This is a genomic window from Kitasatospora sp. NPDC004799 (assembly GCF_040609095.1).
GTDB lineage: Bacteria > Actinomycetota > Actinomycetes > Streptomycetales > Streptomycetaceae > Kitasatospora.
Map to the genome: position 1 here is coordinate 1 of NZ_JBEXJK010000179.1, position 16,127 is coordinate 16,127.

A 16,127-nucleotide genomic window follows, 5' to 3' on the forward strand; every position below is an offset into this window, starting at 1 on the left:
CCACGCCTTCGGCGAGGATCAGGCCGTGGTCGAACGCGAGCGGGACGCCGTCGGCCGGGTTCTCGCCGAGGAGTTCGCCACCCGCCCCCGACGCCGGCGCCTCGGGAGCCCCCGCACCGGCCAAGCCCGCCCCGCCCGCCGACGCCGGACTGCCCGCCAAGCCGGGCGACGACCTGACGGCCAAGCTGGTCTCCGCGCTGGACGCGATCGACCCGGCGATCGTCGGCGGCAAGCCCGACCAGGCCGTGGACCGCGCGCGCAACCAGTGCCAGGCGATGTACCAGTTCCCCAAGGACAAGCAGAAGCTGGTCGAGCTGGCCAACCAGCGCTTCACCTCCGCCGACCACCCGCAGGGCTTCGGGGCGGACACCGCCGCGAAGATCAACGAGGCGCTGCTCGCCACACTCTGCCCGCCGTTCCGCTGAGCCGCCCCTCGGGTCCGTGGGCCCACCGGCCCGTGGATCCGCGGACCCGCGACACCACAGTGGACCGCCCGGCGTCCTGAGCGCCGGGCCGGCCGTGGCCGCCACCCCTTCCGGGTGCGCGGCCACGGCCTCCCTGTTTTCGGCGGCCTTCCCGGCCTCCGGAGCCTCCCGCCGTCGACAGTCCCCGCGCCCGACCCCCGCCCGCCCCCTTCCGCCACGCGGACCGTGTGCTGACGAACAGTTAGGTCTCTTGACAGACCAGTGGTCTAGTCCAAACATAAGCATGTCGATCCGACCGGGATGCACTGTGGGGGTGTGACCACCGGCGGCTGAGGCACTGCCCTGCCCTGCTCCGCTCCACCCCCGCTCCGTACGGCGCGCGCATCCGCACGCCGCCCGCGTCCACGCGAGTCGGTGGGCCTTCGCACGCCCGCACGCCGCACGCCCGCACTCCCCTGCTCCCGATGTCCGACCGGTCCCGGGACCCCGGCCGACCCCACACGGCCACCCCGCCCCGGCCCGACCGCACCTCCCCAACGTCCTGCCCCACCACGTCTGTTGGAGAATCCATGCGCCTTCGCAGAACAGTCCAGGCCGTGTTGACGGCCTGCGCCACGCTGGCCGCCTCGGCCGGCCTGGTCGCCGCCGGGACGAGCTCCGCCCAGGCCGCCACCCCGCTTCCCAGCCGGGTCTTCGCCCCCTACTTCGAGGCCTGGACCGGCCAGAGCCCGGCCCAGCTGGCCGCGCAGTCCGGCGCCAAGCACCTGACCATGGCGTTCCTCCAGACCGCCACCAAGGGCTCCTGCACGCCGTACTGGAACGGCGACACCTCCATGCCGGTGTCCTCCGCGACCTTCGGCGCCGACTTCGCGACCATCCGCGCCAACGGCGGGGACGTGATCCCGTCCTTCGGCGGCTACACCGCCGACAACACCGGCACCGAGCTGGCCGACAGCTGCACCGACGTCAACCAGATCGCGGCCGCCTTCGAGAACGTGATCACCACCTACGACATCAGCCGGATCGACCTCGACATCGAGGACAACTCGCTGACCAACAGCGGCGGGATCGACCGCCGCAACAAGGCGATCAAGCTGGTGCAGGACTGGGCCGCCACCAAGGGCCGGAGCATCCAGTTCTCCTACACGCTGCCGACCACCACCTCGGGGCTGGCCGACAGCGGCCTCGCGGTGCTGCGCAACGCGGTCAGCAACAACGCGCGGATCGACGTCGTCAACATGATGACCTTCGACTACTACGACAACGCCACCCACGACATGGCGGCCGACACCCAGACCTCCGCGCAGGGTCTCTACAACCAGCTCGCCAAGCTCTACCCGACCAAGACCCCCGCCCAGCTGTGGGGTTCGATCGGGATCACCGAGATGATCGGTGTCGACGACTTCGGCCCGGCCGAGACCTTCACCCTGGCCAACGCCACCACCGTGTACAACTGGGCCGTCGCGAAGGGCATCAACACGCTGTCCTTCTGGGCGCTCCAGCGCGACAACGGCAGCTGCCCGGGCACCAAGGGCAACGACAACTGCTCCGGGATCCCCCAGAACACCTGGGACTTCACCCACATCTTCGCGCCGTTCACCAGCGGCTCGACGGTGAACAACGACTTCTCGGTGTCGGTCAGCCCGAACTCCGCCACGGTCGCGGCCGGTTCGTCCACCTCCGCCACCGTCGCGACGGCCGTGACGGCGGGCTCGGCGCAGAGCGTCAACCTCACGGTCAGCGGCGCCCCGGCGGGCGTCACCGCGACCGTGACCCCCGGCAGCGTCACCGCCGGCAACAGCGCCACGCTGAACATCTCCACCACCGCCTCGGTGACGCCCGGCAGTTACCCGATCACGGTCACCGGCGCGGCGGCCTCCGGCAGCCACACCAGCACCTTCACCCTGAACGTCACCGGCACCCAGCCGGGCAACGACTTCTCGGTCGCCGTGAACCCGAACTCCGGTACGGTCGCTGCCGGTTCGTCCACCTCCGCGACCGTCGCGACGGCGGTCACCGCGGGCTCGGCGCAGAGCCTCAACCTCACGGTCAGCAGCGTCCCGGTCGCCGGCGTCACCGCGACCGTGACCCCCGGCAGCGTCACCGCCGGCAACAGCGCCACGCTGAACATCTCCACCACCTCGGCCGCAGCTCCGGGCACCTACCCGGTGTCGGTCACCGCCACCGGGGCGTCCGGCAGCCACACCACGACCTACACGCTGACCGTCACCGGGACCGGCCCGACGACCGGCCTGGTCAACGGCGACCTGGAGAGCGGCAGCCTGACCCCGTGGACCTGCCAGAGCGGCGGCGCCGTGGTCTCCACCCCGGTCCACGGCGGCAGCAAGGCGCTCCAGGCCGCGGCCACCGCGAGCCAGACCGGCGAGTGCGCGCAGACCGTCACGCTGAAGCCCAACACCAGCTACACCCTGAGCGGTTGGGTGCAGGGCAACTACGCCTACGTCGGCGTCAGCGGCGGCGCCACGGCCAGCGCCTGGGCCAACTCCGCCGGCTGGACCAAGCTGTCCGTCCCCTTCACCACCGGCGCCAACGGCACCGTCACCGTGTACCTGCACGGCTGGTACGGCCAGGGCAACGTGTACGGGGATGACTTCTCCATCGCCTGAGTCCGCTTCGGGCGAGGGATGACGGGCGACGAATAACAGATGACAGCTGACAGATTTCAACATCTGTCAGCTGTCATCTGTTTTCTGTTCGCTGTCGTCTGTCCGCTGTCGTCTGTCGTCTGTCCGCTGCTATCCGGTCGCCGTCACCTGTCCGCAGCCGTTCGTCCAGCCGCCGCCCGTCAGCCGCCCACCGCCCGCATCCGCTCCGGCCGGCACAGCGCCAGGTACGCCACCGTCGCCAGCACCCCGCAGACCAGGACCACCAGTGCCAGCAGCACCGCCGACGGCTGACCGCCGAGGCTGCTCAGCGGCGCGACCACCGCACCGCACAGGAAGTTGCCCGTCCCGAGCAGCGCCGACGCCGTACCCGCCACCTGCGGCTCGACCAGGCCGAGCGCCTGGGCCGCGGTGTTCGGCAGCAGCACACCGAGGCTGCCCATCATCACGAACAGCGGCGGACAGAAGCCGACCAGCCCGAAGTCCCACACCGTCGTCAGCAGCACCAGCGCCACCCCGGCGGCCACCGCCGCGGCGAGGCTGCCCAGCATCAGCGCCCGCTGGGTGAAGCGCGGCGCCAGTACCCGCCCGTTGACCTGGGTCATCACCACGATCGCGAACGAGTTCAGCCCGAACAGCAGGCTGTAGGTCTGCGGCGACACGTGGTACACGTGCTGGAGCACCGTCGAGGACCCGCTGATGTAGCCGAACAGCGCCCCGAAGGCGAGGGAGCTGGTCAGCGCCAGCCCGAGGAACGGCAGGTTGCGCAGCAGCCGGCCCATCGTCCGCAGGGTCGTGCCCACCCCGCCGCCGTGCCGGGTCTCCGGCGGCAGCGTCTCGCGCAGCACCCCGAAGGAGACCAGGGTGAGCAGCAGTCCGAGCGCCGTGAGCACGCCGAAGGTGCCGCGCCACGAGGTGAACCGCATCAGCTGCGCGCCGACGATCGGGGCGAGGATCGGCGCCAGCCCGGATATCAGGGCGATCGAGGCGAGGAAGCGCAGCAGCGCGACGCCCTGGAAGCGGTCCCGGGAGACGGCGCGCCCGATCACCAGCCCGGCGGAACCGGCCGCGCCCTGGAGGAAGCGGGCGGCGATCAGCACCGGCAGGTTCGGCGCGACCACGCACACCACGCTGGACAGGGTGTAGAGGACGAGCCCCGCGAGCAGCGGCGGGCGGCGCCCGAAGCGGTCGCTGAGCGGCCCGAAGAGCAGCTGCCCGGCCGCGACCCCGAACATCGAGAAGGTCAGGGTGAGCTGGACGGCGGCCGGCTGGGCGACCAGGTCGTCGGCGATCGCGGGCAGGCCCGGCAGGTAGAGGTCCGTGGTGAGCGGGCCGAGCGCGGTGAGACCGCCGAGGGTGGCGATCACGGCCCAGCCGGGACGGCCCCGTCCGGTGGCGGGTGCGGCGACGGATGCGGTCGTGGATGCGGTCGTGGGCGTGGTGGCGGCAGCGGTCGACGTGTCGTCGGTGGGGCCGACGGTCGGGCCGGGCATGGTGCTCCTTACGGACGGGTGACGTGGGGCTCGTTCGCGCTCCGTCCTATCGCAGCCCGGGCCGGTTCCGACAGCGGGGGTGCGAGCTGTTCGGCCGTGAGGGTGCGTCCGGGCGGGTCGCCGGCCGCCCGTTCCGCGCCCGCGCACGACGACGGCCCGCCCGCACCTTCCGGTGCCCGGCGGGCCGTTCCGCTCCCCGATCATGGCTGGTCGGGGCCGGTCAGAACCGGTTCGACGCAGCCCGGGGCAGGCCGCCGGCTCCCGGCCTCAGTGCTTGGCGACGTGCTCGGCGCGCAGCGCCGCCTGCAGCGCCGCGCCGTCCTGCCACGCGTAGAGCTGGTTGCCGGTCAGCGCCACGTTGTAGTGCCCGCAGGTGCCGCTCGCCTTGGTCACGACGTTCTCGGGGAACCAGCCGGCCTTGAGCGACTGCGGCACCGGGTGGGCGCTCTTGCCCGGCAGCCCGGTGGTGCAGCCGACGGGGAGCCGGCCCTCGGGGAGGATGGCGTGCAGCAGGCGGTCGTCGCCCCGGGTGGACATCAGGTACTTCACCCCGGAGGCGTTGTCGGGCAGCCAGGCCGGCACCGACCGGTGTTCGGCCTTGGCCTGGGTACCGGTCGCGTACGAGCCCTGCTGCTGGTGGTGCCCGTCGTACCACTCGGACACCCGCGGGCCGATTGCCACGGCCGCCACGGCGACGGCCATGCCGGTACCCGCGACTCCCAGCGCGACCTTGCTCACGATGCCCTTCATTCCCCGACTGCCCTCTCCGTGTCGTGTCCGTGCGGCCGTTGCCGCTCGTCCCCGCTTCCGGCGCGGCCGTTCAGGACTGCGCCACCGACCCGGCCGGCGTGCTCCGCCGCCCGGTGCAACCATCGTGGCCCGTGCGGACCCGTCGGATCGTCACCACCAGGTCGCGATGTCGTCTCCGACCCACGGGGTACCGTCTCCACCTTCAGGCGTATGCCCTTCGGCGGGGACCCTGAGGTCCACGGGTTCCGGCCCCCGCCGGCCCCGGGGAAACCCGGCCCCGGCCCCGGGGACGCGCCGCCCCGGCGCTCGGGTCGGCACTCCGGGTCGCGCTCCGGGACGGCACTCCGGGTCGGCGCTCCCGGGTCGGTCACGGTCCGAGCCCCGATCGAGCCTTGCTCAAGCCCGGCACCACCGCAGCCCGGCCTGCTGCACCCGGGGCACCGACGGCCGGCCCCGGGCCGGCGCGCCCGTGCCTCAGACCGCCGCCGGTACCGGCCGGGCGACCGGGAACGGGTGGCCGTCGAGCGTCCAGTGCGGGTCGATCGGGCGCAGCAGCGAGGCGTACACCTGGGCGGCGACGTCCGGGTGGCGGATCTCGCCGGTGGGCGGGCCGGCCGGGATGCCGTGCCCGGCGCAGGCGACCCAGGCCGTCCGCTCCTCGGGCGTACGGCCGCCGTGGCCGCCGGCGTCCAGGTGTCCGTGGTCGGTGACGACGATGACCGTCCACTGCTCCTCGGCGTGGGTCGCCCGGCCGCGGACGGCGTCGAGGAGGCGGCCGAGGCGCTCGTCGGCGGCGCGCATGGACGCGCGGTACTCGTCGCCGCAGCCCAGGAAGTGGGCGGTCTCGTCGACGGCGCCGAGGTAGACGAAGGAGGCCTCGGGGTCGGCCGTGCCGAGGACGTGGACGGCCTCCCGGGTGACCTCCTCGTCCACGATCTCCCAGGCCTCGGGGGTGTCCTCGGCGGGGGCCACGTAGGAGAGCCGACCGGGGGCGCGGAACAGCGGGCCGCCGGACTCGTTGATCATCAGCGGGTCCCAGCCGGCGGCGACGAAGGTGCGGCGGCGGTCGCCCCGGGCGAGGCGGGTGGCGAAGTCGGGGAACACGTCGAGCCGGTTGCCGCCCAGGTGGTTGCCCCAGACCCCGTGCTTGGCGGGCTCGACCCCGGTCACGATGGTGGCCCAGCACGGCCCGGACATGGTGGGCGTGGTGTCCGCGACAGTGACCGGCACCAGGAACCCGGCCTCGGCGACCTCCCGCAGGCGCGGCATCGGCACCTGGGCCAGGTAGTCGTGGCGGACGCCGTCGATCCCGACGACGAGCACCCGGGGGCGGGGCCACTGGGCAGCGGACATGGCGGGGGTTCCTTTCGGTCGTGCACACCCGGCCGCGCCCGCCGAGGGCGCCGCCGACCGCGCCATGCTTCACCGGCCGCCGTACCGGTCGGCGTCCCACCGCCGAACGCCGGGTGTCCGCGAGGTGTCGGAAGGGCGCCGGGAACCCGCCGACCTGGGAGGAGACCGGTCAGGGCCGCGGACCGGTCAGGGCCGCTGTTCGGTCAGGGCTGCGGACCGGTCAGGGCCGCTGTTCGGTCAGGGCTGCGGACCGGTCAGGGCCGCTGTTCGGTCAGGGCTGCGGGCGGAACTCGTGGACGACCTCGATGCGGCCGACGATGTGCCGGTTGAACTCCGCCAGCTCCTCGGCGGGCACCCAGAGCTCGAGGATGGTCCGGCCGCCCGCCTGCCGCACGGGGTAGCGGGCGAGGAAGGCGGTGTCGACCTCGAAGCGGGTGACGTAGCCGACGCCGGAGGCGGGCACGTTCCAGTCCCGGGCGATCCGGATCGCGTAGTCCTCGTTGAGGACGGGGTAGAAGATCGGCTGCTCGGGCAGGCGGGGCGGCCAGGCGCGCCGGTCGGCGGCCTCGACCAGGGCCAGCTCCTCGGGCCCGGTGGGGCGCCAGAGGGTGGTGGTCGGGGGCGGCGTGGGGGCGGACTGGCTGGTCATGGCAGGGACGGTAGCCGGGCCGCGGCGGGCCCGGCCACCGGATTTCCCGGGCCGGAGTGCCCCGGAGAGCCGCCCGTCAGCGGTAGGCGGACTCGCCGGTGATGGCCTCGCCGAGGACCAGGGTGTGGATCTCGCTGGTGCCCTCGTAGGTGAGCACCGACTCCAGGTTGTTGGCGTGCCGCAGCACCGGGTACTCGGTGGTGATGCCGTTGGCCCCGAGGACGGTCCGGGCGCTGCGGGCGATCTCCAGCGCGGTGCGGACGTTGTTGAGCTTGCCGAAGCTGACGTGCGGCGGGCGGGCCGCGCCCTGCTCCTTGAGCCGGCCGATCCGCAGGGCGACCAGGTACGCCTTCTCGACCTCCAGCATCATCTCGACCAGCTTCTGCTGGGTCAGCTGGAAGCCCGCGATCGGCCGGTCGAACTGGATCCGGCTCTTGGCGTAGTCCAGGGCGGAGGTGTAGCAGTCGCGGGCGGCGCCGACGGTGCCCCAGAGGATGCCGTAGCGGGCCTCGTTGAGGGAGGAGAGCGGTCCGCGCAGGCCGACCACCCCGGGCAGCACGGCGTCGGCGGGCAGCACCACCTCGTCGAAGGCCAGCTCGCTGGTGACCGAGGCGCGCAGCGAGAGCTTGCCGTGCACGTCGGTGGCGGTCAGGCCGCGGGTGCCGCGCTCGACCAGGAAGCCGCGCACGCCCTCCTCGGTCTGCGCCCAGACCACGGCGACGTCGGCGATGCTGCCGTTGGTGATCCACATCTTGCTGCCGGACAGCACCCAGTCGCCGCGCTCGCCGCCCTTCCGCACCGCCCGGGTGCGCATGTTGGCCGGGTCCGAGCCGAAGTCCGGCTCGGTGAGGCCGAAGCAGCCGATCAGTTCACCGGCCGCCATGCCGGGCAGCCAGCGCTGCTTCTGCTCCTCGGAGCCGAAGGCGTGGATCGAGCGCATCGCGAGCGAGCCCTGGACGGAGACGAAGCTGCGCAGACCGGAGTCGGCCGCCTCCAGCTCCATGCAGGCCACCCCGTACGCCACCGCGTCGGCGCCCGCGCAGCCGTAGCCGTCGAGGTGCATGCCGAGTACGCCAAGGGCGCCGAGCTCGGGGGCGAGTTCACGCGCCGGGAAGACCCCGCGCTCGAACCAGTCGCCGATGTGCGGGCGGATGCGCTCCTCGGTGAACCGGCGGACGGTGTCGCGGATCAGCCGCTCCTCGTCGGAGAGCAGGTCGCCGACCGCGAGCAGGTCGGACGGGTCGATCCGGTTCGGCTTCGTCATTGAAGCTCCTTGTACTCTCGGCGGAATACCGGCGAGTATTCCGCACCCGGCCGAGCGGTGGGCGGGCGCGAACGAGTGAGGATGGCGACATGTCCGAGGGCGGGTACGCGGTGGCCGAGGTGACGGCCCGGGAGCTGGAGGACTCGGCGGAGGAGTTCGGCGGGCTCCTGGCGGAGACCGTGCACGGCGGCGCCTCGGTCGGGTTCCTCGCCCCGCTGCGGCCGGACGAGGCCGCGGCGTGGTGGCGGACGCTCGGCCCGGACCTCGCGGCCGGGCGGCTGGTGCTGTGGACCGCCCGGGACCGGGGCGACGGACGGCTCGCCGGCACGGTGCAGCTGAGGCCGGCCGCCACCGCGAACGGCCGCCACCGGGGCGAGGTGGCCAAGCTGATGGTGCACCCGGCGGACCGCGGCCACCGGCTGGCCGGGCGGCTGCTGGCGGCGCTGGGCATCCGGACGCTGGTGCTGGACACCGAGGCGGGCAGCCCGGCCGAGCGGCTGTACGAGCGGGCGGGCTGGACCCGGGTCGGCTCGGTGCCGGACTTCGCGGCCGACCCGGCGGGCACCCTCCGGCCGACCACCATCTTCTTCAAGTCCCTGGCGCACCAGCAGGCCGGGGAAGACCGGTGACCGCGAACAGGTGACCGCGAACAGATCACAGCCGACAGATGACGGCGAACAGATAACAGCTGACAGATAACAGATTTCAAACTCTGTCAGCTGTCACCCCACCCCGCAGAGCCGCAGCACCGCCGTCGTCGCCGCACCCGCGACGACCACCGCCGGGAACGGCGCCCGGCGCAGCGCGAGCACGCCCGCGACCAGCACGCCCGCCGGACGGGCCCACCCCGCGAAGCCGTGCCCCTGGGTCAGTGCGCCGGTCGCGATCAGCGCCACCAGCAGCACCGCCGCCGCGACGGCCAGCAGGTGCCGCAGCCGCTCCGAGAGGGCGAGCCGACCGCCGAGCAGCGGCCCGGCGAGCCGGAAGGCGTACGTCCCGGCCGCCAGCAGCAGGACGGCGTACAGCGGCATCATCGGACCGCCTCCTTCTCCGCGTGCTCCACGTTCTCCACACTTTCGGCATTCCCCTCGCTCCCGGGGTCCTCCGCTTCCCGCCCGCCCGTCGCCTCCCGGCCCGCCGCCCCCTGAAGCCCCGACCCCTGGACCGCCGGCCGTCCGGCGAACAGCAGCCCGACCAGGGCGAGCAGCACCGGCAGCCCGGACGGGACGAACGGCGTGGCCGCCACCGCGACCACCGCGCCCACCACCGCCGCCGTACGGGTGCGGCGGTCCGCGAGCGAAGGCAGCACGAGCGCGAGCAGCACGGCGGGGAAGGCGGCGTCCAGGCCGAGCGCGTCCGTGTCGCCGATCAGCCCGCCCGCGAGCGCCCCGAGCAGCACCGAGACGTTCCAGACCACGAACAGCGCGATCCCGCAGAGCCAGTACACGGCCCGGCGCCGCCGCGGCTCGCTCTGCTGCAGCGCGAAGGCGGCGGTCTCGTCGGTGAGCAGCTGCGCCCCCACCAGCCGCCGCCACCACCACGGGCCGTCGAGCACGTCGGCCACGGTGAAGCCGAAGGGGAGCAGCCGGGCGTTGAGCACCAGCCCGGTGGCGACCGCGGCGAGGGCGCCGCCGCCGGAGAGCACCACGCCGACCGCCGCGAACTGGGAACCGCCGGCGAAGACCAGGACGGAGAGGGCGATCGGCACCCAGAGCGGCAGGCCGCCGGAGACGCTGATCGCACCGAAGGAGGCGCCGACGAGGGCGTCGGCCAGGCAGACCAGGGCGATGTCCCGGAGGGTGGCACGCTCCAGTGTTCGGAGTAGCGAACGCATGTTCATTAGACTGAACCCGACCAGCAGTGTTCGTCAAGACGAACGAACAGACCGGCCGAGCGAACGATGGTGGACGGGGCCGCTCGTGGCAGCATGAACGGCGGCATCGGCCGCAACCGGGAGTCGCCCGATGGGGCAGGAGGAAGCGTGAGTGGCGAGCATGAGTGACCAGACCACCCCGGCCACGGACCCCGCCGGCCCCAACGGCCCCACCACCGGCTCCACCAGCGGCGCCACCAGCGGCAGCACCGGCGGCACCGGCAGCAGCGGCAGCAGCGCCACCGGCGCCGAGCTGATCGGCCAGATCGCCGCCTCGATCCGGCGCGAGCGCGAGCGCAGCGGGCTGTCGATGGCCGAGCTGGCCCGGCGCGCGGGCATCGCCAAGTCCACGCTGTCCCAGCTGGAGTCGGGCGCGGGCAACCCCAGCGTGGAGACGCTCTGGGCGCTCGGGGTCGCGCTGAACGTGCCGTTCAGCCGGCTCGTCGACCCGCCGCGCCCGGTGGTCAAGGTGATCCGGGCCGGCGAGGGCCCGGTGACCCACTCCGAGCGCGCCGACTACGCCGCCACCGTGCTCGCTTCCTGCCCGCCCAACGCCCGGCGCGACATCTACCGGATCGAGGCGCAGCCGGGCGAGACCCGGGCCTCCGACCCGCACATGCCCGGCACCGTCGAACATGTGATGATCGGCGCCGGGCGGGCACTGGTCGGGCCGACGGAGGCCCCGGTCGAGCTGGGCCCGGGCGACTACGTGAGCTACCCGGGCGACGCTCCGCACGTGTTCCGCGCCCTGGCCCCGGACACCCTCGCGGTGATCGTCATGGAGCACATCTGACCCGGACCTGACGGTCAGTCAGATCACGCAGAAGCAACTGGGCTACTTCAACAGCCCGTCCAGGAAGGGGTTTCCGAACACCCGGTGCGGATCGTGGCGGTCCAGGACGGCGACCGCCTCGTCCCAGCCGGGCCCGCCGCCGGCCCGCAGGCTGTCGGGGATGACCCGGCCCAGCAGGTCGGGATCGGACCAGGCGGCGGCATCGGTGTACGCCCAGCCCTTGGACCACTCGACCCGCAGGCCCGCCCGGGTGCCGTCGAAGGTGCGCAGCAGCCACTGCTCCAACTCCCGGGCGAAGCGCTCCAGTCCGGGGGTGCCGGGGAAGGCGAGGACGTCCAGCCAGACCGCCGTGTCCCACTCGGGCCGGTCGGCGCGCGGGCGCAGCGCGGACAGCAGCGGGGGCCGGGCGCCGGGGACACCGGAGGAGGCCGGGTCGTCCAGGCCGGTGGCCCGGATCTCCACCGCGCCGTTCACCGGGAACTCGCCCCTGGCCTGGTAGTCGGCGAGCAACTCCCGGTAGTAGGCGGCGAATTCGCTCACCACCCACTGGAGGTCGGCGCGCTTGGTGAGGATCGCGTAGCCGTTGGCGGTGACCCGCAGGGTGGTCGGGCGGACGTACTGGAGCAGGGTGCGCGAGGGGCCCCAGAGGTCGGAGCGCAGTCCGCCCGCGAGCAGGTGGGTGAGCACCTCGCCGTTGAGCAGTTGGCGCAGCAGGGCGCCGGAGAGCAGGACGTCCGTGATGTCGCCGGTCAGCCCCACCTTCGCGACCAGGTACTGGAGTTGGCCGAACAGCGGGGCCGACGCCCAGGCGCCGGTGACGATCTCACCGGCGAGCCGGGCGACCGGCTCCGGCAGGTTGTCCGAGAAGGGGTAGTTGTAGGGGTGGTCGACGGACAGCGAGGCGAGCGGCTTGTTCGGCGTGACGCTCCAGGTCTTGAGCCAGGGGTACTCGGTGTAGGCGAACCAGATCGCCTCCACCCGCCCGTCGCGATCCACGAAGTCGGCGAAGGTGCGCGGGCCTCCTGCGTCCCCGCCCAGGACGCCGCCCAGCACTCCCCCGAGCACTCCGCCCAGCACTCCGCCGAGCCCGCCGTCCCCGCCGCTTCCCGCACCGGCGCCCGAGCCGGCCCCCGTCGAGGCGCCCCCGCCGGCCCCCGAGCCGGTACCCGGGCGGGCGAAGAGCTCGCCTGCCGGGATGTCGAGCCGGCTGACGCAGCGCATCGGCCGGTCGGCGCCGGCCCGCAGCACCACCTCGGTGAGGGAGGCCCGGCCCAGGTGCACCAGGAAGGCGGCGCTGTCGGCCTCGGAGCGCTCGAAGGTGCGCAGGGTGTAGCGGCCGGTGGCCGGGTCGAGGACGACGGCGGTGAGCCGGACGACCTGGTTGCTGACCGAGCCGTAGCCGTGCCCCTCCGGCCGTACCTCCCCGGCGGCCGGGAGGGCGGTGCCGTGGCCGCCGATGGCGAGCACCCCTCCGACGGTGATCTCGCCGGGGGCCGGGCAGGCGGTCAGGCCGAGGCCGCGGTCGGCCAGGTGGGCGAGCAGGGCCTCCATGGTGGCGCCGGTCTGCACCCGGACGGTGCCGGGCGATTCGGAGCCGATGGCGGTGAGGTACCGGCTGGTGTCCACGAGCAGGACCCGGGCGCTCTCCCGGGTCCCGGCGGCGACGGTGAGCGGCGCCCAGGTGTGCCGGTAGCCGGAGGCGCGCAGCCGCCAGCCGTTGGCGTGCGCCCAGTCGGCGAGGGCCGGGACCTCCTCCGGGGTGCGGGGCGCGCAGGTCCACAGCTGGTCGGTGCGGATCTCGCCGGACCAGTTCTGGAAGACCCGCTGGTAGAGCTCGGTGCCGGCGGGCAGCCCGGGCGGTACGGGCGTGGCGGCCTCGGCGCTGTCCGGGCCGACGGTGCCGCGCAGCAGCCAGGCCGCGCCGCCGAGCGCCGCCGACGCGCCCAGCAGCCGCCGCCGGGTGAGGCCGCCGGAGGGGCCCGTCCCCGCGTCCGCCGGAGCGTCGGCCCCCGGGACGCCCGCCGCGACGTCCACCCGGGCATGCGTTGGGGTCATCCCCTCCACCGTCGCCCCGTCACCCGTTCCGCCCGTCGGGCCGTGCCCTGTGGTCATCCGTCCGCCCACCCCTCGTACTGGTCCCCCCGGGCCGAGCTGCGGCGATCCGGGTCCGGCCGGAGTCCGTCCGGCCCGGTCCGGAGCGTACGAAGGGGCGCACGGCAGTTTGAAGCGCCCGCCGGGGATCTCACTCCTTCGAGTGAGTTCACCTGAGTTCGCCTGAGTTCAGGTGAACTCGCGTGAGATCTGCCCGATCCTCCCCGGGCGCCCCGCCCGCCCGTCCCGCCCGCCCGTCCCGCGCCCTGTCCGGGCTCTGTTGCCCGCGTCCGCGGCGGGCACATAGGTTGACCATGATCACCCCACCCCGCCCCGCCGGAGGATCCGCCATGCCCTCGTCCGCGCAGCCGCACGAGTCGTCCACCGCGACCGCACCGCTGACCGTCGCCGTCGCCGTCGCCCAGCCGGTCTGCGCCGTCGCCGGCCGTCCGGAGACCGTCTCCGAGAACGTCGCCCTGCACGCGGCGGCGGTGCGGGAGGCGGGCACCCGGCTGGTGGTGTTCCCCGAGCTGTCGCTGACCGGCTACGACCTGGCCGCGCCGGCCGTCGACCCGGCGGACGCCCGTCTCGCGCCGCTGGTGGCGGCTTGCGCCGAGACCGGTGCCGTCGCCCTGGTCGGGGCACCGGTCGCCGAGGCCGACGGTCGCGAGTGCATCGCCACGCTGGCGGTCACCGGGGAGGGCGCCGCGGTCGTCTACCGGAAGATGTGCCTGCACGGCGCCGAGGTCGAGCGCTTCACCCCCGGCGAGAAGCCCGTCGTCCTGGAGCTGGACGGCCTGCGGCTCGGCCTGGCCGTCTGCGCGGACGCCGCCGACCCGGCGCACGCCGCGGAGACCTCCGCGCTCGGCATCGACGCCTACGTCGCGTCCACCCTCTACGGGCCCGGCGCCGCCCAGGCCGAGCGCCGGGACGGGCACCTCCGCAGCCGGGCCGTGGCCCACGGGGTGTGGTGCGTGCTCGCGACCTGTGCCGGGGCCAGCGGCGAGTACCCGGACACCTCGGGCGGCTCCGGCGTCTGGGCCCCGGACGGGGAGATCGTCGCCCAGGCCGGCACCGCCCCGGGCGAGCTGGTCCGCGCCGAGCTGCGCCGACGGTAGGCGCCGCGCCGCCCCGGCGGTAGGCGCCGGACCGCCCCGGCGGTAGGCGCCGGACCGCCCCGCCGGCGGTCGGTGAACGTCAACCCCGGGCCCGGGATCACCCCGGCCGGAAATACCCGGGGCCCCGCCGCGGCTGTGGTGATCGGAGATCCGTTCCGGGCCTGTCCGGCCCGTACAGGAGGTGCAGCGCGCGATGGGTGGCCAGCAGGAGAAGCCGCAGGAGTACCGGATCGAGCACGACTCGATGGGCGAGGTCCGGGTGCCGGCCGAGGCGAAGTGGCAGGCGCAGACGCAGCGGGCGGTGGAGAACTTCCCGGTGTCCGGCCAGCGGCTGGAGCGGGCGCACATCGCCGCGCTGGCCCGGATCAAGGCCGCCGCGGCCCGGGTGAACGCCCGGCTCGGGGTCCTGGACGAGGAGACGGCGGAGGCGATCGCGGCGGCGGCCGGGGAGGTCGCGGAGGGGCACTGGGACGACCAGTTCCCGGTGGACGTGTTCCAGACCGGTTCGGGCACCTCGTCCAACATGAACACCAACGAGGTGATCGCCACCCTGGCCGGGGAGCGGCTGGGCCGGCCGGTGCACCCGAACGACCACGTCAACGCCAGCCAATCGTCCAACGACGTCTTCCCGTCCTCGATCCACATCGCCGCCACCGCCGCCGTCACCCACGACCTCGTCCCGGCGCTGGAGCACCTCGCGGAGGCGCTGGAGCGCAAGGCCACCGAGTTCGCCGGGGTGGTCAAGTCGGGCCGCACGCACCTGATGGACGCCACGCCCGTCACGCTCGGCCAGGAGTTCGGCGGCTACGCGGCGCAGGTGCGGCACGGGCGGGAGCGGCTGCTGGCCACCCTCCCCCGGGTGGCCGAACTCCCGCTCGGCGGAACGGCGGTGGGCACCGGCATCAACACCCCGCCCGGGTTCCCGGCGGCCGTCATCGCGGAGGTCGCCCGCGCCACCGACCTGCCGCTGACCGAGGCCAGGAACCACTTCGAGGCGCAGGGCGCGCGGGACGCCCTGGTCGAGCTGAGCGGTCAACTGCGCACGGTGGCGGTAGGGTTCACGAAGATCGCGAACGACCTGCGGTGGATGGGCTCCGGTCCGCGCACCGGGCTCGGCGAGATCAACCTGCCGGATCTCCAACCCGGTTCGTCGATCATGCCCGGCAAGGTGAACCCGGTGCTGCCCGAGGTGGTGCTGATGGTCGCCGCCCAGGTGGTGGGCAACGACGCGACGGTCACGCTGGCGGGCGCGAGCGGCAACTTCGAGCTGAACGTGATGCTCCCGGTGATCGCCCGCAACGTGCTGGAGTCGGTGCGGCTGCTGGCCAACAGCGCCCGGCTGCTGGCCGACCGGACGGTGGACGGCATCACCGCCAACGTCGAACGGGCCCGGGAGTACGCGGAGTCCTCGCCCTCGGTGGTGACCCCGCTGAACCGCTACATCGGGTACGAGGAGGCCGCGAAGGTCGCCAAGCAGGCGCTGGCCGAGCGCAAGACGATCCGTCAGGTGGTGCTGGAGCGCGGCTACCTCGAACAGGGCCTGCTCACCGAGGAGCAGCTCGACGAGGCCCTGGATGTGCTGCGGATGACCCACCCCTAGCCGCCCCACCCCCGGCTGACCCGCCCCTGGCGGGCCCGGGGCGCAGCCCCGGGCGGGCGCCGGGGGGGGGCGGGGGGGGGTGGCAAAAAGGAAC

At 74.0% G+C, this 16,127-nt stretch carries 14 protein-coding genes; 6 read left to right on the plus strand and 8 right to left on the minus strand.

The window, feature by feature from the left end; genetic code table 11:
- Both ABZW03_RS22215 and ABZW03_RS22220 read left to right on the plus strand, forming a co-directional pair.
- On the plus strand, positions 1 to 425 hold a 425-nt coding region (locus ABZW03_RS22215; protein WP_355260860.1), incomplete at its 5' end, for a hypothetical protein.
- A gap of 569 nt (positions 426 to 994) precedes the next feature.
- Positions 995 to 3,052 (plus strand): glycosyl hydrolase family 18 protein, encoded by a 2,058-nt coding sequence (locus ABZW03_RS22220; RefSeq protein ID WP_355260863.1) that lies wholly within the window; start codon positions 995 to 997, stop codon positions 3,050 to 3,052.
- Between the two features lie 179 nt (positions 3,053 to 3,231).
- On the opposite strand, the gene ABZW03_RS22225 is transcribed toward ABZW03_RS22220, so the two are convergent.
- The 5 genes from ABZW03_RS22225 to ABZW03_RS22245 form a co-directional block, all read right to left on the minus strand.
- Positions 3,232 to 4,542, minus strand: coding sequence for a multidrug effflux MFS transporter (locus ABZW03_RS22225; RefSeq protein WP_355260865.1), 1,311 nt, complete (start codon positions 4,540 to 4,542; stop codon positions 3,232 to 3,234).
- Between the two features lie 267 nt (positions 4,543 to 4,809).
- Positions 4,810 to 5,280 carry a hypothetical protein gene (locus tag ABZW03_RS22230; RefSeq protein WP_355260868.1) on the minus strand — a complete coding sequence of 157 codons (471 nt, stop codon included), beginning with the start codon at positions 5,278 to 5,280 and terminating at the stop codon, positions 4,810 to 4,812.
- A gap of 486 nt (positions 5,281 to 5,766) precedes the next feature.
- Entirely contained in the window at positions 5,767 to 6,645 is an 879-nt protein-coding gene (locus ABZW03_RS22235; RefSeq protein ID WP_355260871.1) for an alkaline phosphatase family protein, read from the minus strand.
- 271 nt (positions 6,646 to 6,916) lie between these two features.
- The gene (locus ABZW03_RS22240; protein ID WP_355260874.1) at positions 6,917 to 7,294 is read right to left on the minus strand and encodes a hypothetical protein; all 378 of its coding nucleotides are present in this window, start codon (positions 7,292 to 7,294) and stop codon (positions 6,917 to 6,919) included.
- Between the two features lie 76 nt (positions 7,295 to 7,370).
- Positions 7,371 to 8,558, minus strand: coding sequence for an acyl-CoA dehydrogenase family protein (locus tag ABZW03_RS22245; protein WP_355260877.1), 1,188 nt, complete (start codon positions 8,556 to 8,558; stop codon positions 7,371 to 7,373).
- 89 nt (positions 8,559 to 8,647) lie between these two features.
- On the opposite strand from ABZW03_RS22245, the gene ABZW03_RS22250 reads away from it, so the two are divergent.
- Positions 8,648 to 9,187: a GNAT family N-acetyltransferase gene (locus ABZW03_RS22250; protein WP_355260880.1), complete on the plus strand. Its 540-nt coding sequence runs from the start codon at positions 8,648 to 8,650 to the stop codon at positions 9,185 to 9,187.
- Positions 9,188 to 9,280: 93 nt separating this feature from the next.
- On the opposite strand, the gene ABZW03_RS22255 is transcribed toward ABZW03_RS22250, so the two are convergent.
- Together ABZW03_RS22255 and ABZW03_RS22260 are read right to left on the minus strand one after the other, a co-directional pair.
- Positions 9,281 to 9,592: an AzlD domain-containing protein gene (locus ABZW03_RS22255; protein ID WP_355260883.1), complete on the minus strand. Its 312-nt coding sequence runs from the start codon at positions 9,590 to 9,592 to the stop codon at positions 9,281 to 9,283.
- The gene (locus ABZW03_RS22260) at positions 9,589 to 10,392 is read right to left on the minus strand and encodes an AzlC family ABC transporter permease (protein WP_355260886.1); all 804 of its coding nucleotides are present in this window, start codon (positions 10,390 to 10,392) and stop codon (positions 9,589 to 9,591) included. Before ABZW03_RS22260 ends, ABZW03_RS22255 begins: the two co-directional genes overlap by 4 nt.
- Positions 10,393 to 10,552: 160 nt before the next feature.
- On the opposite strand from ABZW03_RS22260, the gene ABZW03_RS22265 reads away from it, so the two are divergent.
- Positions 10,553 to 11,224, plus strand: a complete 672-nt coding sequence (locus ABZW03_RS22265; RefSeq protein ID WP_355260889.1) for an XRE family transcriptional regulator — start codon at positions 10,553 to 10,555, stop codon at positions 11,222 to 11,224.
- Between the two features lie 42 nt (positions 11,225 to 11,266).
- Here the strand turns inward: ABZW03_RS22265 and ABZW03_RS22270 are convergent, their stop codons facing one another.
- A complete protein-coding gene (locus ABZW03_RS22270) occupies positions 11,267 to 13,279 on the minus strand; it encodes a cholesterol oxidase substrate-binding domain-containing protein (protein WP_355260892.1) in 2,013 nt (670 codons plus the stop codon).
- A gap of 386 nt (positions 13,280 to 13,665) precedes the next feature.
- Between ABZW03_RS22270 and ABZW03_RS22275 the strand changes: the two genes are divergently transcribed.
- The gene (locus ABZW03_RS22275; RefSeq protein WP_355260895.1) at positions 13,666 to 14,433 is read left to right on the plus strand and encodes a carbon-nitrogen hydrolase family protein; all 768 of its coding nucleotides are present in this window, start codon (positions 13,666 to 13,668) and stop codon (positions 14,431 to 14,433) included.
- A gap of 193 nt (positions 14,434 to 14,626) precedes the next feature.
- Positions 14,627 to 16,033 carry a class II fumarate hydratase gene (locus ABZW03_RS22280; RefSeq protein WP_355260898.1) on the plus strand — a complete coding sequence of 469 codons (1,407 nt, stop codon included), beginning with the start codon at positions 14,627 to 14,629 and terminating at the stop codon, positions 16,031 to 16,033.
- The last annotated feature ends 94 nt before the right edge of the window (positions 16,034 to 16,127 follow it).